This is a genomic window from Gimesia chilikensis, assembly GCF_007744075.1.
GTDB lineage: Bacteria > Planctomycetota > Planctomycetia > Planctomycetales > Planctomycetaceae > Gimesia > Gimesia chilikensis_A.
Genome location: NZ_CP036266.1, coordinates 3,033,812 through 3,055,281, shown reverse-complemented (window position 1 = coordinate 3,055,281; position 21,470 = coordinate 3,033,812). Strand labels below are relative to the sequence as shown.

Genomic DNA, 21,470 nt, shown 5'->3' with positions numbered 1-21,470 from the left:
TGAGAATAGGGAAACCCTGCTGATCAGGCAGGAAAGCCCGTAATTTCACTAGTGGCTCTGGGCACCACTGAAACTCACTGCTTCGTTTTCTGGGGAAACAGTCGTTTTTCCCGCTCTTGCTCATAGTCTGACGTATCCCAGACCGGACCTTCTTTTTGAACAGCAGCATACTTTTCAACCAGCTTCTGCTTCAGTTCCTTCAGGCGATCCGGTTCCTGCCAGGCCAGATTATGCTGCTCGCTGATATCCTGCTTCAGATTGTAGATCTCGAATTTGGTCAGCTTTGCATTTTTGATGAACTGTTGTGAAATTGAGTTCACATTGTTCCCCAAAGGCAGAATCCCCTCTGGTCCACTCCAGTGGGCCACTACTTTCCAGTCTCCTTCACGCATCGCGACGCGGGGAGTGCTGTTCGCACGATAGTAGTTCCAGAAAAGAGGCGTTGTTCGTTGAATCGGTTTTCCAGAAAACAGGGGCAGCAGATTCGCTCCATCCAGCGGCCGTTCGTCTGGTAATGAAACGGCAGCCAATGCGCACAGGGTAGGTAGCAAATCCACGCTGCAGACGGGAGTCGTATTCTTCTGCCCAGGTGTGATATGACCGGGCCAGCGGAGAATGCCAGGGACCCGGATTCCCCCCTCATAGATTTGCAATTTCATCCCCCGAAGAACACCCGGTGATCCCCAGGAGCGACGTGACCCTTTGCCGTAGCGATTTAATGTTTCAGGACCATTGTCAGACGTAAAGAAGACAAATGTGTTCTCCGAGAGTTGCTGTTCGTCCAATGTTTTCATCAAGCGGCCCACAGCAGCGTCCATATTGGCCACATTGGCAAAATACTGAGCCTGATCCTCATAGATGCTTCGATTGAGATACTGTTCGACCAACTGGGGAGGAGATGCGACTCGTTCATGTGGCTCATGAAAACAGACATGCAGGAAGAACGGTTTCTGTTTGTCACGCTTCTCTGTTAACCACTGAATTCCCTCATCCACCACAATCTGGCAGGAAAAACCCTCGATTTCTCCGACAGGCTCCCCATTCCTGACGAAATTAACCGGATTTTCGTGAGTGGGAATCGCGTTGTTCTGGGTACTGAACCAGTGCCTGAAACCATGATCGCCCGGTTGAGGTTGTTTGCTGGAATTGAACAGTCCATTACAGTGCCACTTCCCGACATGTGCCGTGTCGTATCCCGCCTGCTGGAGCAGTTGGGCAATCGTGGTCTCTTCGCGTTTCAGGTGCATCGGATGCCCCTCTGGAATCCAGTCATAAACCCCAAGTCGATTCGGGGTTCGCCCTGTCAGTAATCCTGCACGGGAAGGGGAACAGACCGGGGCACTGGCATAGCAGTCCGTTAGCCGCATTCCCTGTGATGCCAACTGGTTCAAGTGTGGCGTTTTGATGTGTGGGTGACCGTAGCACTCTAAATCACCATACCCAAGGTCATCGCAGAGAATGATGAGAATATTCGGTTTAGGGTCCTGTTGTTTTTCTGCGGCCTGAACCTGATTACTGAAAAGGGAGATTGCCAGAATAAATAGTGAGACGCTTTTTAATTTCATACTGCTCAACCTGTATGGTAATATGGATTCAGATAAATTTGGCCCAGAGTAGCTTTGCAAGGCTATCATGTACGATCCCCAAACCTCTCGCAATTCCGAACTTCAGGAATGTCAGTGCTGAAACAGGAAAACAATTCCAGAGAGGTACGAATAATCTTCTCCTGTAATGAAAGTCTTTTCCATAACTTCGCTGTAGAATTTGGGATAGTTCCATGAACGTCACCCGATAATTTCTGGCACTTGTCCCGCATGGGATTGCCAGGGCCAGCTTAGAAAACCAGAGGAACAGTTATCGTGACTTGTTATCGAGCACTCATTCTCACTTTCTGCGTATGTCTGTTTTCCAGTTCGACCATTGCCGAAGCCACTGAGTCACTGGTGGAAAAAACTCACAAGAAGAAAGTGGTCCTGATCGCCGGCCCCAAAAGCCATGGTCCCGTGGGAAATGGAATCCACGACTATCCCTGGTCGGTCAAGTTACTCAAAGTCATGTTGGACAATTCCAATATACAGGATCAGGTTCGTGTTGAGTATCATCTTGATGGCTGGCCAGAAAATCCCGCCACTCTGAATGACGCAGACACCATCATGGTCATTTCCGATGGCCGGGACGGTGAGAAATTTACCGAAGCTCCTCACTTTGCAAACCAGGAGCACCTGCAGCAGATTCAGAGGCAGATCGACCGAGGTTGTGGCTTTCTGACCTTTCATTTCTCTACATTCGCACCGGACCAGTACTCAAAACAGATCCAAAACTGGTCAGGGGGCTATTTTGACTGGGAGGAGAACGGGGTCCGTAAATGGTATTCTGCCATTAAAACCTTGCAAGCCCCCGTCGTGCTTTCTCATGCAGATCATCCAGTCTGTCGTGGAGTCAAACCGTTTGAAATGCGCGAGGAGTTTTACTTCAATCTCCGTTTTCAGCAGAATGACCCGCGACTGACACCGCTGTTGGAAGTTCCTGCCCTGCAAGGCAGAACAGAGCAGGGGAATGTCGTCGCCTGGGCAAAAGAACGTGAAAATGGAGGACGTGGTTTCGGGACCACCTGCGGCCACTTTTATGATAACTGGCAGAACGCTGCGTTTCGCAAATTCATTCTCAACGCGATTGCCTGGACAGCGCAAGCATCAGTCCCGGCCCAGGGTGTTGAAGCACGCTATTATACCCATGCGGAAATCACCTCGGCCCTCACAGGAATCAAGGGGACAACACCTGCGCTTGTGGATGATCGCCCGATTCGCGTGTTGATGTTCGCAGGCAATGAAGCACACACCTGGCATAACTGGAAAAAAACAACTCCTGCGATCAAACAACTGCTGGAGCGGGATCCGCGTATCAAGGTCGATGTCTCAAATGACATTGAAGAACTCTCACAAAAACCTCTGCAAGACTACCAGGTCATCATTCAAAACTATACCAACTGGCACGATGGAACCCCATTAAGTGAGGCGTCGCGAACCGCCTTTATGAATTACCTCCAGAAAGGAGGGGGGCTGATCCTGATTCACTTCTCCAACGGCGCTTTTCATTTCTCGCTGCCCAAAGCGGGGGAATCTGACTGGCCGGAGTATCGTAAAATCGTCAGGCGGGTCTGGAACCATGACGGAAAAGGGGAACAGAAAAGCGGCCACGATGCGTTCGGAAATTTTGAAGTACTGATCACTGATGACTCTCACCCGCTGACGCACAATCTGCAGAATTTCCCCGTAACCGACGAACTCTATTTTCGACAGGCTGGCACGGAGCCCGTTGAACCTATCATTACGGCCAAATCTAAAGTAACCGGAAAACGGGAGCCGCTGGCCTGGACCTATCATTACGGTAAGGGACGCATTTTCCAGACACTGCTGGGGCACAGTGAAAAAACGTACGACACCTTCGAAGCTTGCGAAATACTGCGTCGGGCGACAGCCTGGGCAGCGGGGAGAAACATACACGAGCTCAAACGTCCCCCTGAGAAACCAGCCAGCAATAATTCGGTCTCTCTGCTCGGTCCAGGTAAGTGGGGAAAGGCACTCAATACCAATGCAGGTTCGATCTCCATTCCCGCTGAAACAATTCAAAAATCGAAACATCTGAGTGCTGACTGTTGGGTCAAGTTGAATTCGAAATCAGGATTTAATGTCTTCCTCGCCTCCAGCAAGAAGAGCAACCCGGCCCACTGGGAGATGTATTCTTATGCCCGCAGCGGTTTCTTCAGTGTATATCTCCCGGGGCAGGGAGGCGAATACAAAACCAGGATCAACATCTGTGACCAGAAATGGCATCACGTGGCCATGACCCTGGAACCTGACCGGATTCAACTGTTTGTCGATGGTAAACGAGAGCTGGAAGCTTCACTGCCTGCCCCAAAACAAACAGAGATGGCCTCGGGGAATCTTCGGATCGGCGGCCTGGTAGAGAAGTCAATCTTCAGTGACGGCCTGCTGGATGAATTACGGATTACCAAAGGGGCGCGTGATTTCACACAGGTGCCCCCCAAACCTCTCAAAACAGATGCCGAAACGCTGATTCTGTTCTCATTTGATGAGATAGGCAAAGACTTAAACACACTTGAAGAAGCCTCTGGTAAGCTCATTCCCCTGGAAACCAGAACCCAGGTTTCTCAAAAGGAACCAGTTAAAAAAAAAGAGGTCCGTGATCACTGGGGCAAAGAATCGGTCGGCTTTGAACAACCAGTCCAGGCGACCGAGGACAACCGCTGGCAACAGACAGACATGGGTAACTGGCTGGCCAGTATTGTGCCTCTCCCCTCGGGTCCCGTTAAGAAGGGACTCTCAATCCGGGTCGGTAAACAGCAGACAGGGACCGCCTGTTATGATACCAGACACTGTAAACTGCGTGGTCTCTGGACTGGGGGCTTCCTGAAACCATATCCGGAGCGTTTCGGACTGATCCGGGCCCCGGCTCCGGAGGGAACGATTCACTTTTCGACACAGGAGGGTCCCGGCTGGAGTCCAGAATACCCCTGTCGTTTTCTCGGCTCGCACGTCAATCGGGACCGTGTCACGCTGGAATATCAAATCGGTGAGACAACTGTTTTTGAGTCCCCCTGGCTGCTGAAGAATCAAGGCCCCCATTGTTTCACCCGGTCATTTGAAATCGGTCCGGGTAACCAAAGTCTGCAACTGCACATTGCGGACGCCAGTCAGGTGAAAACAGTACCTGATGGTAGAATGCTGTTTATTTCTAAGGATCCACAGTCTCCCTTTACCATTGGATGCGACGGTTGGGACCAAATCCTGCCCCGAATCATCGACAATGGAAAAACGCAAACTGCGGTCTTTGAAATTCCGCCCCGAAAATCTACACAACATTTCAACATCTTCTATCAAATCAATACGGCTCAGGACACTCAGCAAAAGTTCCCCACTCCCAGTCTGACATCGGCTTCCTTACAGCCACTCCTGATACCGGGGCCGTCCCGCTGGAATGAACTCCTGAGAACACAAGGAGTCGTCAGCATGGATGACGCTCCCTATGTCGTGGATACAATTTCTATTCCCTTCGAAAATCCTTATCGAGCCCTCTTTTTCATCAGCGGTCACGACTTTCTGGATAACGGAGACCTGGCTGTCGCCACCGTACATGGCGATGTCTGGCTGGTGAAGGGGATCGACCAGGACCTGAAGAACCTGAAGTGGAAACGCTTTGCGACCGGTCTGTTTCAGCCCCTGGGACTCAAAGTTGTGCAGAATAAAATTCATGTGCTGGGACGGGATCAAATTACGATCCTGCACGACCAGAATCTGAATGACGAAGCAGACTTCTATGAATGTTTTCATAATCAGTACTCCACATCGCCCGGAGGCCATGATTACGTCACCTGCCTGGAGACCGACTCTTTCGGCAACTTTTATTTCATGCATGCCCAAAAGGGAGTGATGCAGGTTTCTTCCAATGGTCGCCAACTGACCAACATCGCTTCCGGCTTCCGTAATCCTAACGGGATGGGAATCGGGCCCGGCAATATCATCACAGCTTCTCCCCAGGAAGGTAACTGGACTCCCGCCTCAAACATCACAGAAATCAGTCCCGGGGGATACTACGGATATGGCGGCCCACGTATCACGACAGAACGTCCGCTGGGCTACGATCGGCCGTTATGCTGGATCCCTCGCCTGCAGGACAATTCGAGCGGCGGCCAGGTCTGGGTCACCAGTCGTGAGTGGGGGCCTCTCCAAAACCAGTTGCTGCACCTTTCTTATGGTCAGAGCAAACTCATGCTGACACTTCGAGAGGTAATCCAGGGGCAATCTCAGGGTGGCACTTTAACGCTCCCCTTGATTTTTGATTCAGGCGTAATGCGGGGAAGATTCAGCCCCCGGGATGGACAACTTTACGTCAGTGGAATGAAAGGTTGGGTGACAAATGCGGTGCAAGATGGCTGCCTGCAGCGCGTGCGTTACACGGGTCAGCCTGTCGATCTCCCTGTCGCTGTCAAAACGATGCAGAACGGGATCTCTCTGTCATTTTCAAATGTACTGGAAAGAAAAACTGCAGAGAATCCAGACAACTATGCGATTCAGCAGTGGAATTACCTCTGGTCTCAAAATTACGGTTCCCCGGAATACCGAGTCTCCGCCCCACAGGTTGAAGGGCGGGATGAAGTGGAAGTACTTTCTGCGACTTTGCTGCCCGATCAGCGGACTGTCTTCCTCGAACTCCAGTCCGTCAAACCAGTAATGCAGATGGGTATTTCTTACCACCTGACCTCAGAGACAGGCACAAACCTGAAACAAACTTACTACCACACAATCAACTCCGTATCCACACAGAAAATGGATTCGGACAAGTTGACTCGTCGTAAGAAAATGCGATTGCTGACACTCACGCAGCGTCAGCAACTGAAACCAGGTATTCTCTGGAAATTCCATCAGGATAATGCCACATCAGAGATAAACGATGACGCACGCTCATCCCGCATGCTGGCCCTTTCGGTCAATGAGAACGAACCGGTCACCCCTTTTCTTAAACCCGGAACATTCTCAGCCACAGCAGAAGGTTTTCTGCAGGTCCCCCTGTCTGGAAAATACTATTTCAGTATGGAAGGCAGTGGAAATTGTCGCATGGCAATCAATCAGAAACTTGTTCTGAAAGCAGAAGGAACTGATCTCAAACAAGCCCCACCCGCTGCAGTTACATTGGAAAAAGGCTATAACCGAATTCGTCTGAATTACCAGAGTCCTTTAAAGGGGGGAGCCCATCTACGAATCCTCTGGCAGGGTTCTCAGTTTGCCACCGAACCCGTGCCTCCCACGATTCTAACTCATTTAAGCGATGATCGGCTATTGGAGAAAATGCGACAGATCAGGGCAGGGCGGGCGTTATTCGCCGAATTCAAATGTCACACCTGTCACGGGGTTAACCAGGAAAACTCAACAGGGTTCACCTTTGATGCTGAGCAGTTGTCGTCAGCGCAATCTCTGTCGAGGATGCCTGAGCTGAACCAGTCTCCTCCCGACCTTGATAATATCGGAAACCGGATCAGCAAACGCTGGCTATTTCACTGGCTACGCAACCCGCACAGCCTGAAACCAGATACCCGCATGCCTCACCTGTTAGGCCCCCCGGATTCAAAACAGACGATTCAACAGGCAGCAGACCTAACTGCCTGGTTTGTGTCGCGGGCTACTAAACCTGTTCGTTCCGAACCCGGGTTGCCCCTGAACCCCGACCCTCCAGCCTCTGAGCAGTTAGTAGAATCTGGCGCGAAACGCTTCGAGGATCTGGGTTGTATCAACTGCCATCACTTCAATACAGATAACCCCCAAGCCGACGAATACCAGAGACACTCTCTGGCATTGCTCAAACGAAAATTCAGTCACTCACAGCTGGCTCGTTTTTTAGAGTTACCACATCTTCACCACCCCTGGAGCAGGATGCCAGACTTTAGATTAACACCAATTGAGTCGGCAGAATTATCGGCATTTCTGATCGAGCGTTCAGAAGGCAAAATCCCGAGCGCCATGATCCCCCCGGCTGGATCGGCACAGCGGGGACAAAAACTATACTATGAGACGCTGGGCTGTGCCCGCTGCCACGGCTCCCTAAAGGGAGATGATCAGCCTCTCACCCTCAAACGCTCTGTGTTGACCGGCCAGCCAACTGTGAATGGCTGTCTGTCAAAAGAGAATGAAATCGCTCGTGGAATCCCGAAATTCAGTCTCACTACAGTTGAAAAAGAGTCGATCCAGGCCTTCCTGCATTTTGGAACTGAATCCTTACAACAGAGGAACTTCTCCGAAATCTCAGATCGCTGGACGAAACAGTTGAACTGTGTCGCCTGCCATCACCGCGATACAATCCAGAGCCCACGGGCCATGATTGTCGTTGATGAGGGGGAGTCTGGCTTACCGCCTGAACCCTTACCATCTCTGACATGGGCGGGGGAGAAATTGAAATCGGGATGGCTGGAGTCCTTTCTGGCAGGCGAAATCAAATGGCGTCCCCGTCCCTGGCTGAAATCCCGTATGCCTCAATTCCCAGCACATGCCCATCTCCTGGCTACGGGTCTCCGAGAGGAACATGGCATCCCCTCACAGACTAACTCCCACCTTGACTCCAGCCTGCAGGAAAAGCATGAGACTCTGATTGATACGGGTAAGCAGCTTACCACCAGGCAGGCACTGGACTGTCGTCAGTGCCATGGCATAGGGGACTTGCAACCTTCGGGAGATGAGAAAACCAGAATCGCTCTCGGAATCAATTTTGTGCATATTCGCGAACGCCTGACTCCGGAATATTATCATCGATTCGTCCTTGATCCTCCTCGATTTGACATCTCAACCAAGATGCCAAAACTTTCCGCAGACGGAGAAACGACAAAGATTTCCACAATTCTGAATGGTGATGCCCGACAACAGTTTGAGGCCATCTGGCACTATATCCGTAGTCTGGAAGAGCCTTCGCGAAGCTATTCGATAACCCCGCGCCCCGACTGAAAAATTAATTAATCTCAGATGTCTTTTCTGAACTGCATGTTAAAATTCTTCTCACTTCCAACTTTATTTTAATGTATGTATTCAGGAATTACTCTCGATGCCGCGGTATATTCGTACGGGACATGGATCACATGATTCTTCTCTGAAACTGCGACTGGTTGTCGCTGCCGGGATCGCGCTGTTCTCATTGATTTCGTTTTTGATGAAATCCGATGTCAATGAGATCACAGGTGAAAGCCAGCGGGTCGCTCTAACCGAGCAACAGGAAATTGCACTTGGATTACAGGCTCTCCCTGCGATTCTGGATCAGCATCATGGCGAGCATCCGGATCAGGAAGCACAAGCATACGTTGATCGAGTGGGTGAAAAACTGCTGGTGAGTCTGAATGCGTCTTTGAGGAAACAGGGGCGCAGGAACCCCTACCGATTTGACTTCCACCTGCTCAATGACAACCAGGTAATCAATGCTTTCGCCTTACCTGGGGGGCAGATATTTATTACCGCCGGCCTGTTTCGACAACTTGAAACTGAAGGACAACTGGCAGGAGTTTTGGGACATGAAATGGGGCATGTTTTGTCGCGACATGGAGCACAGCACATGGCCCAACAGGAATTCACGCAGGGGCTGGTAGGAGCCGCAGGCGTGGCAGGCGGAGATGTCAGCAGTGCCCAGATGGCACAAATGATCGGCTCCATGGTAAATATGAAATACAGTCGCAGCGACGAGCTGGAATCAGACCGCTGGGGGATCAAACTCATGGTCATGGCAGGCTACGACCCATATGCCATGACCGGGGTCATGGAGATTCTGAAACGCTCTGCAGGAGGAGGGAGGCAACCGGAAATTTTAAGTACGCATCCCGACCCGGGGAATCGAATCCAGCGTATTCATGATTATATCCACCGCACTTATCCCCAAGGATTGCCTGACAATCTGGAACCTTAAACAAGGAGTCTATTTCTGAAGCAACAAATGGGCTCAACAATGAATAATTACTGCATTCCGAACTGACTGAACAAAACATTCGTCAGAAACAGAATAGTCAATTGACTTTAATTGACGATAAGTTATGATGTTAGCAGACTTGGCTTCCAAACCGATTAGTATTGACGCTACATGTAGGTTTTGGTAAACACTACTAACTAAGCAATCTCTGGTAAGCCGTTATTTCCACTGAGGATCTCTCCCGCTTTTTGAGATCAAATTTCCAGCATCCAGTGAGTATTTAATTTCACTGGTTACCAATTTGGCTTTTAAGTGAGTTGAGTCGTTACCAGCGGGTCGTCAGTTCCTCAACAGCACTATTCCCGATTTACTCGGGAATGCTTCTTCTTGAAAGTTTTTCTCTTTCTGGATGCACTTTAAGAGACTTTGCGTATCTGCCCCTGAGGCAGAACAGCCTTGCTTTCTGTTGGTCTGAGATGCGACCAATGATTCAACCCGGGGGGTTGATTTATGTTCGAAACAGCAAGCTGGCTCAAGGATTGGATCAATTTTATTCTCCCAATTCACTGGAGTCCTCTGACGAAAAAAGTGAGATTGTCTCACAAGTAAAACATTTAAAAGTTCCGTATTAGCAACCATTTATTGGTTGACGGAGTACATAAGAAACGATTGAATTTCTAGTATCAGTTTTGACCATAATTTTTGCCTGAAAGGATATCGGCAAGACCATCACCTAACAGAGGCTTGAGTCAACAGACATTGCAAGTTCGCTGTTCTCAACGCCAGGGCCTCATCTCTTTACAATAGCCAAAGCGATGACCCTCCTAATACGGGAAGATAACAGGCCAAGACGGCCGAGTCCTCAAGCGGGCGAACGATTTCCCAGTGTAAATCTTTCTTCATGAGATCAAGACCAGGTCATAATTGTAAGAATTGACTCGAGTCGGTTTCCGCTGAAAAAAGAATCGGCACATTCAGAAGAATGCCAGCTACTTTTCAGTCTCCCTGTGAGCTCCGCGCTGTCAGTGGTCTGATTTGAAATCATGTATCGAGCTGGTCGTGTCATGTGAGTGCCGTAGTTGTATCTCTAATTACTTCTTTACTTCTTTATTATCATTTGGTGTTTCTGTATGGCTGCAAAGAGTTCTGAAACTTCAGATAAACCAAAAACCACCCGTCGAAAAACTACCAGGACACGCAAAAAAGCGGAAAAACCTGCCGAGGAAATTGTCGAACAAAGTGAAACTGAATCACTGCAGGACGAATATCATCGTAAGGCAGAAGATAACCTCGAGCTTTTCGAAAACCCTCACTCTTCTACTGAAGCAGACACTGAAAGAGAAGATGAAAATATGTCAGATTTTCCTGCTGATTCCATAGACGACGAGCCCAGCGCCAACCAGACAGACAATGACCGTTCCGGCGATAAATCTGGAGGCAATCGCCGTCGTCGAAGACGGAGAAGAAAATCAGATACCCCCAATGCTCAGGGACGCCCGGGGCAGGGAGCGAACAATCGCGGTCGCGCTGGCAATAGTAATAACCGGGGAGGTCGGTCGCGTACCGGTGCCAAACCCCAACAACGCCGGTCCCGTTCTACATCACCTGCCGCCAATGAAAATGTCACAGGTGTTATTGAAGGTGTTCTGGAGCTGCACCCTAAAGCATACGGATTCATCCGGGACCCCAAAGTGAACTACAAAGCTCAGGATTCTGATGCTTTTGTTTCCAGTTCATTGATTGAAAAACACAATCTGCGTGAAGGTATCCTGATTCGGGGCGAAGTTGGTCCGGGTACCAGAGGGCAAGGGCCTCGCCTGAAGAGCATCGAAACTATCGATGGGCGCACCATCGAAGAGTACATGGAAATCAAATCCTTCGATGAGCTCACACCAATCAATCCATTCGAGCAGATCAAACTCGAAACTGGCCCCATGCCGATCACGATGCGGGTAATGGATCTCCTGACTCCCATCGGAAAGGGACAACGTGCTCTCGTTGTTGCACCTCCTCGAACCGGTAAAACTATGTTGCTCCAGGATATTGCTGAAGCCGTCAGTAAGAATCATCCTGAAATCCGCCTGATGGTCCTGCTGATTGACGAGCGGCCTGAAGAAGTAACCGAAATGGAACGCTCCATTAAAGGCGAGGTTATTTCCTCTTCAATGGACCGGGATGTTGAAAGCCATGTCCGCACCAGCCAGCTCATCTTCGAACGGGGCAAGCGTCTGGCGGAAGCCGGTGAAGATGCCTTCATCCTGCTGGACAGTATCACCCGAACCGCTCGTGCCTTCAACAAATGGGTTGGGAATACCGGCCGAACCATGAGCGGTGGTCTGGATGTGAAAGCGATGGACATTCCCAAGAAAATGTTTGGAACCGCCCGCCGCTTTGATGAAGGTGGCTCACTGACAGTTCTGGGCACAGCCCTGATTGATACCGGCAGCCGGATGGATGAAGTGATTTTCCAGGAATTCAAGGGAACCGGTAATATGGAAATGGTCCTCAGCCGGGAACTTTCCGACCGACGTATCTTCCCAGCAATTGATATTACGCTGTCCGGGACGCGACGCGAAGAAAAAATTCTCGAACCGGAAGCACTCGAAGGGGTCACCATGCTTCGTAGAAGTCTGATCTCTTTAAATCCTGTTGAAGCCATGGAGCAATTGAGCAGCACGCTCAAGAAGTTCCCAACCAACAAAGAGTTTCTGGAAAAGATCCGGGCTATTCTCTAGTTGACCTGCATTGACGGATCTTAAACGTCAGTGCAGTTCGACATACAGCATCGCGATTGTTGCGATCGGGGTCAGAGTCATCAAGCCAACCTCTTTAGATCAGAGGGAATCTTCCAGGTGAACGCTGCGGGTCCTGAACCAGAACAGCCTGATCATCAATCTGAGCAGCATCAGCCTGTAGTTGGCGTTGTACGCCTGGTGGTATTTCTGATTCTCGCTTGTGTCATCGGGCTGGGTTATTATTTTTTCCGGGACCGGCTGACACTCGAATACTTCGCTTCCCAGGAAAGTTACTGGAAACAGTTTGCAGCTCAGCATCCGGTTTCAATCTACCTCGTCGCCTATCTGATCTACGCGGGGATTACGGGGCTTTCATTACCTGGGGCAGTGCCACTGACGCTGACCTATGGCTGGTTCTTTGGATTCTGGAAAGGACTGATTCTGGTCAGTTTTGCTTCCACAACAGGAGCCACTCTGGCATTTTTAACCAGTCGCTATTTATTCCGATCCTCGATTCAATCCCGTTACCAGAATAAATTTCAGCAGATCAATCAGCAGTTTGAAAAAGAGGGTGCGTTCTACCTCTTTTTCATGCGACTCGTAGTCGCGTTTCCCTTCTTTCTGATTAATGTCGTTATGGGCCTGACGACAATCCGGATCTCGACCTTCTGGTGGGTGAGCCAAACAGGTATGCTTCCCGGGACTGCCGTCTTCGTTTATGCTGGTACCAGCTTTCCCACTCTGCAGGAATTGTCTGAACACGGCGCGAAAGGCATCTTGACGCCTCAACTCATATTCGCATTCATTTTACTGGGCACCTTTCCGTTTCTGGTAAAGCTCATCGCTCAACGCCTTCAACAACGCTAATAGAACATTCTGAATCAGGACAGAGAAAACGAGTATGACCGATCGTATTCAGCTACTTCCCGATGATGAATTCAATCAGGATCTAATCAAAAAGGTTCATCCCACCGACTGGTCCAATCCCACTCCCAGTGGGCGCTACAATCTGGTAATCATCGGAGCGGGAACCGCTGGTCTGGTAACAGCGGCGGGAGCTGCTGGCCTGGGAGCGAAAGTCGCATTAATTGAGCGAGGTCTCATGGGTGGAGACTGCCTGAATACCGGATGTGTCCCTTCGAAAGCGATCATCTCTTCTGCCAGAGCTATACACAAAATTCTAAATGCAAAAGACTTGGGGATCGAATTGGCCCCCGAAGCCACCTCTGTTAATTTCCAGGAGGTGATGCAGCGCATGCGGAAATTAAGAGCCGAGATCAGCCATCACGACTCAGCTCGTCGTTTTCAGGAACTGGGTGTCGATGTTTATCTTGGTGAAGGTCGTTTTCTTGACCGCAAAACAATCAAAGTTGGGGAGCAGACACTTCACTTCAAAAAGGCCGTTATCGCAACGGGAGGACGTCCTGCGGTCCCTGACATTCCCGGTATCAAAAACATCAACTATCTGACGAATGAGAATATTTTTTCTCTGACAGAACTTCCATCCAGACTGGCAGTCATCGGAGGTGGACCAATCGGCTGTGAGCTCGCACAAACCTTTGCCCGCTTTGGCTCACAAGTCACACTCATCGAATCTCATGCGCAGATTCTTTCCAGGGAAGATAAAGACGCTGCCCAAATCATTCAGCAAAAACTGGATCGAGATGGTGTTAAACTCGTCTTCAATGCCAACACCTCTCTGGTCTCTGAGAACGAACAGGAAAAACTTCTGACGATTGAAACGGCAGGGCAGACAATCAAGTTGGAGGTCGATGAAATCCTGATAGCAGCCGGAAGAACCCCTAATGTTGAAGGTCTGGAACTGGAACAAGCCGGAGTTGAATACAATCCACTATCTGGTGTGATCGTCAATGACTACCTGCAGACCACAAATCCGGATATTTATGGTGCAGGGGATATCTGCTCTCACTTAAAGTTTACCCACAATGCTGATTTTCAGGCTCGGCTGGTAATTGGCAATGCGCTATTTCCTGGCAGAAGCAAAGCCAGTCGCCTGATCGTCCCATGGTGCACGTATACCGACCCAGAAGTAGCACATGTGGGACTCTATGAGCATCAAGCCAGAGAAAAAGGTATTCCCGTCAACACCTTTATCCAGAAGTTGGACGGCGTCGATAGAGCGATCCTGGATAATGAAACCGCCGGTTTTGTAAAGGTCCATGTCAAACGGGGAACAGATAAGATTCTAGGTGCAACGATCGTCGCAGCACATGCGGGTGATTTGATTTCTGAAATCACCCTGGCCATGCAGAGTAGGACCGGTCTTAAAAAGTTAGCCAGTGTGATCCATCCTTATCCAACTCAGGCGGATGCGATTCGTAAAATCGGGGATCAGTTTAACCGCACTCGTCTTACCCCGTTTCTGAAGTCCCTTTTGATGAAATGGCTGAAATGGACGCGTTGAAGCTCTGTTTTACACGATTAAGTCTGTATTTAGATTAGAATCGGTAAATGCCATTTGTAGAACGCTCCGCTGCAAGATACTCTGAAGTGAGAGATTTTGATTTCTTCAAACAAAGCAATGCACAAGCGCCAAATCCATGACCACAGAATACCAGACTTATTTCGGAGACCTGCATAACCACAACCATGTGGGCTATGCCCAGGGCTCTCTGGATCGCTCCTTTGAAATCGCCCGGAACCATCTCGATTTCTACGCTTTCACTCCCCATTCCTACTGGCCTGATATTGTGGAATACGATGGCAAAATATCCCACAAATGGAAGAATGGATTTCATATAGCCCGCTCCCGCTGGCCGGAAGTGGTTGAGCTTGCCAGACAATTCGACAGACCGGGGGAGTTTGTCACGATTCTAGGCTATGAGCGACATGGCACTCAGGAGGGGGACTATCACATTCTCTATCCGGATCTCAGAGGAGATTATGAACTGATCGAAGATCTGGCTGAACTTCAGGAATTTGCACGAAACCGGGGTTGTCTGCTGATCCCGCATCACCCTGCTAATCGACTGGGGCACCGTGGTTTTGACGCGACGAAACTGGCCCCCGAAGTGTCACCTGTCCTGGAAATTCATTCAGAATGGGGTTGCGCTGAACATGATCGGGCTCCTTTTCCGTATAAAAGACATACAGAGGGGGGACGCTGGACAAAGCACACGCTGCAGTACTATCTCAATCAGGGATACCGACTGGGGGTCATTGCCAGTACCGATGATCACCTCGGACATCCCGGTGGATATCGCGAGGGTCTGGCAGCCATCAAAGCCACTGAACTGTCTCGAGAAGCCTTGTTTGACGCGATCCGCAATCGTCGCACGTATGCGGTAACTGGTGACCGCATTGAACTCGATTTCTTCCTGAATGACCAGATGATGGGACAGGAGCTCTCATTCACCCCTGATCGCCGTATCAAAGTTCACGTGCGAGGCTGGGATGAAATCGACCGGGTCGAAGTCCTGAAAAACGGCCGTGTGATACATCGTGATTTTCCAGTCGACAACATTCCTGATAACCGGTCCTGGAATCATCCGGTTGTACTCCGCTTCGAATACGGCTGGGGACCGTGGCCCGCCCTGGGTTGGGGAGGGACAGCAGACTGGAATTTTGCCATACATGTGGAGGGAGGTGAGATTCAGCAGTTTCAACCCTGTTTCACACCGGGGCCTTTCGATGAATTCCGTCGAGATCAAATCCTGGATGTTTCATCAAATCGACTGATTGTCCAGTCTTTTACAGCATTGAAACAACAGGTTGACGACTGGTCTCAGAAAGCGATTGTGCTGCGAATTCAGGGAAATGAACAGACTCAAGTCAGCATTAAATGCACCCAACCCAGTGATTGCCAGCTAACACAGACTCTAGGTGAGTTAGCCGTAAGTAATGAAATGTTGTTTACACGTCCATTCCCCTGGGAATCAGCGATGCTGCACCGGGTTGTTTTTCAGAATCAATGGGAAACAGACTTTGAATTCACGGACGCGGGTGACGGAAACCAAGCTGACTGGTACTATGTACGCGTTATTCAATCCAACGGGGAAATGGCATGGTCGAGCCCAATCTGGGTGAATTCAAAATAACCTCATTGAGTTACTCTATTAGTAATTTGCCCAGCTGGAAGAACACTCTTCTTTCCAAAATTGGGGACCAATTGGCAGGTTTCCCGGAATTGAATCTTAACCTTATTTTGTTTTACAATAACCAGTTATAGAATTTTGCATTTTCCTTTCATCATTCATTGAAAGCAGCCCCCACAATGGTTGACCCAGACAACCAGACCTCGCATCTTGTCGCTCCCGTGTTGGAACAACTGGAGCGTGGTAGCGGCCCGTTTTCCTCACTGATTCAACAGCTGACACAAATCGTAGGGAAAAACAGTCTGCTCTACGATGCAGATGAACTACTTGTCTATGAATGTGACGGCTATATCGTTGACAAATCGGCCCCCGACATCGTCGTTTTTCCAACGTCTACAGAACAGATCTCATCAATTGTCAAAATCTGCAATCAGTTTAACGTTCCCTTTCTGGCTCGAGGAGCGGGAACCAGCCTCTCGGGGGGCTGCCTGCCTATCGGCGGGGGAGTCATGATTGTCCTGACGCGTATGAAACAGATTCTTGAAATCAATCTACGCGATCGTTACGCAATCGTTGAACCAGGGATGGTGAACCTGCATCTGACCAATGCCTTGAAAGGCACCGGTTACCACTACGCGCCGGACCCATCCAGTCAGGGATCTTGCACCATCGGCGGAAACATCGCGACTAATTCTGGTGGACCGCATACGCTTAAATATGGAGTCACGACGAATCACGTACTCGGACTTGAAGCAGTTCTCCCCGATGGATCAGTAATCAATCTGGGGGGCCCGACAGCAGAAACGCCAGGCTACGATCTGCATGGAGTCTATGTCGGAAATGAAGGAACTTTCGGCATCTGCACGAAAGCGATTGTACGTCTGACACGCGATCCAGAGGCACATCGCACTATGTTGGCGGTGTTCCAGACCATCTCTGATGCGACCCGGGCGATCTCGGAAATCATAGCAGCGGGTATCATTCCCTCTGCTTTGGAAATGATGGATCAAGGCATCATACAAGCGATTGAAGAAGCCTTTCACTTTGGTTTCCCCCTCGATGCGGGCGCAGTTCTGCTGATCGAAGTCGACGGACTGGAAATCGCCTTAGATGAGGAAGCACGACGGATTGTCGAGATCTGTAATGCACATAACGTACGGGAAATTCAGCGGGCAGACACTCCAGAGGAACGGCTTTTGATCTGGAAAAGCCGCAAGCAGGCATTTGGAGCCATTGGTCGACTCAGTCCCAGTTACTGCACTCAGGATGGTGTCGTCCCCCGAACCCGCTTACCGGAAATCCTGGAATTTATTGAAGCCACTAGTCAGAAATATGGCATGAGAATTGTGAACGTCTTTCATGCTGGTGACGGAAACGTACACCCGATTCTGCTGTTTGATGAACGCGATCAGGATCAGATTCAACAGGTAATGGAAGCCAGTGAAGAGATTCTCTCCAAGTGTCTGGAATTGGGAGGCAGTGTGACCGGCGAGCATGGTATTGGTGTGGAGAAAATCAATTTTATGAGTCGGATCTTCAATGAAACGGATCTCTCCCAGATGGAGAAGGTTCGTAATATTTTCAATCCCCGTCAGATCTGCAGTCGCGACAAGGTACTTCCTCCCCATGGAGAAAAATCGCAGGCAGCTGTCAGTTTATCACACCCTGGCCGACGGGCTCCACACTGATCTACAACTACTGTTGATGTCCCAGCAGGACATGCTGCTTTTTTGCTCACAACAGATTGAAAGACCATTTATGACACTCACACATTCCGGTACTCCGGAAGATTTTGTTCCGACATCCCAGTCTGAATTGAGTCGATTCCTGAGTGACAATGCAACATCTGCCCGCAAACAGACTTTCCCAGTGGGAGGCCGCACCTCGCTGTCTGTCTGCTGCCCCGACAGTCATTCAGGTCCTTTGATCTGTACCTCTCAATTGAATCGAGTCGTTGATTATCCGGTCCGCGACATGACTATCACTGTCGAAGCTGGAATGAGACTGGACCAGTTAAATGAAATCATCTCAGCCGAAGGACAGCGTCTGCCGATCGACGTACCTCAGTCTAACCGGGCTACCATCGGAGGAGTGATCGCCACCAATACTTCAGGACCACGGCGCTTTTCCTATGGTACGATTCGTGATTACGTGATTGGTATATCAGCAGTCGATGGAGTAGGGAATCTGTTCAAATCCGGGGGTCGAGTTGTCAAAAATGTCGCCGGTTATGACCTTGGTAAAATGCTCATCGGCTCTCTGGGAACATTGTCAGTTATCAGCCAGGTCTCTCTGAATTTGCGCCCCAGACCAGAGTGCATGCAACTGGTCTGGTTTGACTTCGATTCCTGCCAGAGTGTTGATCAGGCACTGGAAGCGATTGTGACATCGGGAACCCGGCCAACTGCTATCGAATACTGCAACAGTAAAGCGGCCCGACAAATTACTGCCGAATCAAGGATTGAACTTCCCAATGATAATCATGCCGTTTGCATCTGCTATGAAGGTCCGGAAAATGTTGTAAAGTGGCAGGCGCAGCAGATTATTGATGAATGGCGTGCCATTTCCTCTCTCGATGCTCAGATTATTGAAGAAGCGCAGGCCTCTCAGTTATATAACGCTTTGACTGAGTATCAAACGTCATCAGATGATCCGGTGACGCTGAAAGCCGTTGTCTTACCATCACAAATGATGTCATTCATCGAAACTGCCACCAGTCTAAATATCGCAGCCCAGGCACATGCAGCAGATGGAATCGTATTCGGACATTTACCCGATTCTGCCAGTTCACTGGAAAACGTGAATCAGATTCTCGAGCAACTGCAATCTGTAATTGATCCAGGAACCGGCTACCTGACCATTTACCAGTGTGAATCTGACTGGGCTGAATCGCTGCCACTGTTTTGTTCGCCTCCTGCTGGCTGGGAACTCATGCAGCAGTTGAAACAGGCCTTAGATCCTCTACAGTTATTGAACACACGACGATTTACAGAGCTGGTGAAATCCTGATTCACAAGTTCTGAAACAATCATAATCAGTAAGCTTCACCCCAGAAGAGTTATCCCATGAAACCCGGAAGTGCCTTTTCTCAAACAACCACGGCAGACAAAGATCCTGCAGAAATACCGGGATCTGAGATTCCCTATGAGAAGTTTCTGGACTGCATTCATTGCGGCTTATGCACGGCTGCCTGCCCGACCTATCTGGAAACAGGGAATGAAAATGACAGCCCCCGAGGGCGAATTTATCTGATGCGTGCGGTCGTTGATCAACGCGTTGAACTCTCGGAATCTGTTCGAGGCCACCTGGATCTCTGCCTGGATTGTCGTAGTTGTGAAACGGCGTGTCCTTCCGGAGTTCAATATGGCAGATTAATTGAACCGTTCCGGGTAGACATGCAGCATCTGGACGCCAAAGAGGGCAGGGGAGCGAAGAATGACTGGTTTCATCGCTGGATCCTGTACCGGTTATTCCCCTATCCCAACCGGATTCGCCTCTCGCTGATGCCGGCCCGGGTGATGCAGTTCTTAAAGCTCGATAAGCTGGTTGACATCCTCGGTATTCCACAGTTGCTGCCACAGAAACTGAAACGGATGCACAATCTGCTACCACGTCTCAAGCCTGTAGAACCAGCCTTACCGGAAGTCTTACCGGCACAGGGAACCCAAAGAGCTCGCGTGGCCCTGTTTACGGGTTGTGTTTCAGAAGCAATGTACAGCCATGTCAATCGCGCCACAGCACGCGTTCTGCAAGCCAATGGCTGCGAGGTTATCATCCCCCGCAGCCAGGTCTGCTGTGGCGCCATTCATTACCACAGCGGTTCAGACGACGAGGCTCTCAAATTTGCTCTCCAGAATCTGGCAGCCTTCGATCAAGAAGGTCTGGATGCCATTATTGTCAATGTCGCAGGCTGTGGAGCCATGCTCAAAGATTATGGGCATATCGCGGAGGAAATTTCGGGGCCCACTGCGGAACAGACAGCACGACTGAAACAGTTCGCAGGCAAGTTTAAGGATGTTTCGGAATTCCTGTTTGAACTGGGACCGATCGCCCCCGAAGGAGAGATCACCCTCAAGGCAACTTATCACGACGCCTGCCATCTGGTGCATGCACAGAAAGTTCAAAATCAGCCACGCAAACTGCTGGAATTGATCCCCGGACTGACCCTGATCCCCTTGAATGAATCCACCATCTGCTGTGGTGCAGCAGGCAGCTATAATCTGACACAGCCTGAGATGGCAGATCAGTTAGGCAAACGTAAGCTGAATAATATTCTGGATACGGGGGCTGAAGTGGTCATCAGTGGGAACGTCGGCTGCACACTCCAGATTGATTCGCAGATACGTCAGGCAAGAAAGCCTCTACACGTCTTGCATCCTATGGAGCTGCTCGATCTGAGTTATCGAAAGCAAAAACCGGTATTTTAGCCGGTCAAGTTGAACCACTGCGTTTGAACAACTATCCTACGCTCAACGGATAGCTTGTTTTTAATAAATAACCAAAGAGTGATTTTATGTCTCAACTCCCTCCCATTCAGGCGGTTGCCTTCGACCTGGATGGCATCATGTTTAATACAGAACACGTGTTTTTCCTCTCAGGCGATGCCCTGTTGCAACGACGCGGGAAAAAAATGACCCCCGATATTCTGAGAGGAATGATGGGCCGACGTGCTCATGAGGGGTTTGAACACCTCACTCAGTTCCTGGATAAACCGGAAGATCCTCTGGAACTCTGGGAAGAAAGCCAGGAAATTTTCCGTTCCCTGCTGGATCAGCATCTGAAACCCATGGAGGGTTTGTTTGAACTGCTGGATTTCCTGGAAGAACTGGATATCCCCAAGGGAGTTGCTACATCTTCACCTCGTCCTTACCTGGAATCTCTGTTGTCCCGGTTTGACATTATTCATCGTTTCCCGATCAGCCTGACTGCTGAGGATGTCACTCACGGCAAACCACATCCGGAAATTTATCTGACCGCTGCTGAAAAAATGGGAGTCAGTCCGAAAAATATGCTGGTTCTGGAAGACAGTGAAACCGGCACCCGCTCTGGCGTGGCAGCAGGAGCTTATGTGGTTTCGATTCCGCATGAGTTCAGCAATTACGGAGATTTCAGTTCAGCAAAGTTTGTCGCTGAGCGGTTGACGGATGAGCGAATTCTCTCACTCCTGGCAGAAAATCGAGGCTAAAAATGCCTCATCTACTGAGTAATCCCATTTGAACTGAGA

Annotated in this window: 11 protein-coding genes; 10 read left to right on the top strand and 1 reads right to left on the bottom strand. The window is 49.8% G+C overall.

The features are described from left to right. Positions 1 to 74: 74 nt before the first annotated feature. Complete coding sequence (locus HG66A1_RS11650; RefSeq protein ID WP_145183672.1) at positions 75 to 1,565, bottom strand: sulfatase; 1,491 nt, start codon at positions 1,563 to 1,565, stop codon at positions 75 to 77. Between the two features lie 294 nt (positions 1,566 to 1,859). Here HG66A1_RS11650 and HG66A1_RS11645 point away from each other — a divergent pair, with 294 nt between their 5' ends. The 10 genes from HG66A1_RS11645 (at position 1,860) to HG66A1_RS11600 (ending at position 21,431) form a co-directional block, all read left to right on the top strand. Then, entirely contained in the window at positions 1,860 to 8,510 is a 6,651-nt protein-coding gene (locus tag HG66A1_RS11645; RefSeq protein WP_145183667.1) for a ThuA domain-containing protein, read from the top strand. A 97-nt stretch (positions 8,511 to 8,607) separates the two neighbouring features. Then, complete coding sequence (locus tag HG66A1_RS11640; protein WP_145183664.1) at positions 8,608 to 9,456, top strand: M48 family metalloprotease; 849 nt, start codon at positions 8,608 to 8,610, stop codon at positions 9,454 to 9,456. A 1,352-nt stretch (positions 9,457 to 10,808) separates the two neighbouring features. Further along, a complete protein-coding gene (gene rho / locus HG66A1_RS11635) occupies positions 10,809 to 12,191 on the top strand; it encodes a transcription termination factor Rho (protein ID WP_232102221.1) in 1,383 nt (460 codons plus the stop codon). A gap of 117 nt (positions 12,192 to 12,308) precedes the next feature. Continuing rightward, entirely contained in the window at positions 12,309 to 13,058 is a 750-nt protein-coding gene (locus HG66A1_RS11630; RefSeq protein ID WP_232106806.1) for a TVP38/TMEM64 family protein, read from the top strand. 34 nt (positions 13,059 to 13,092) lie between these two features. Further along, positions 13,093 to 14,616, top strand: coding sequence for a mercuric reductase (locus tag HG66A1_RS11625; protein WP_145183658.1), 1,524 nt, complete (start codon positions 13,093 to 13,095; stop codon positions 14,614 to 14,616). 136 nt (positions 14,617 to 14,752) lie between these two features. Next, positions 14,753 to 16,249 (top strand): DUF3604 domain-containing protein, encoded by a 1,497-nt coding sequence (locus HG66A1_RS11620; RefSeq protein ID WP_145183655.1) that lies wholly within the window; start codon positions 14,753 to 14,755, stop codon positions 16,247 to 16,249. A gap of 176 nt (positions 16,250 to 16,425) precedes the next feature. Then, entirely contained in the window at positions 16,426 to 17,934 is a 1,509-nt protein-coding gene (locus tag HG66A1_RS11615; RefSeq protein ID WP_145183652.1) for an FAD-binding oxidoreductase, read from the top strand. A 70-nt stretch (positions 17,935 to 18,004) separates the two neighbouring features. Then, positions 18,005 to 19,255: an FAD-binding oxidoreductase gene (locus tag HG66A1_RS11610; protein ID WP_197997108.1), complete on the top strand. Its 1,251-nt coding sequence runs from the start codon at positions 18,005 to 18,007 to the stop codon at positions 19,253 to 19,255. Positions 19,256 to 19,311: 56 nt separating this feature from the next. Further along, entirely contained in the window at positions 19,312 to 20,673 is a 1,362-nt protein-coding gene (locus HG66A1_RS11605; protein WP_145183646.1) for a (Fe-S)-binding protein, read from the top strand. Positions 20,674 to 20,759: 86 nt separating this feature from the next. Beyond that, positions 20,760 to 21,431, top strand: coding sequence for an HAD family hydrolase (locus HG66A1_RS11600; RefSeq protein ID WP_145183643.1), 672 nt, complete (start codon positions 20,760 to 20,762; stop codon positions 21,429 to 21,431). Positions 21,432 to 21,470: the final 39 nt, after the last annotated feature.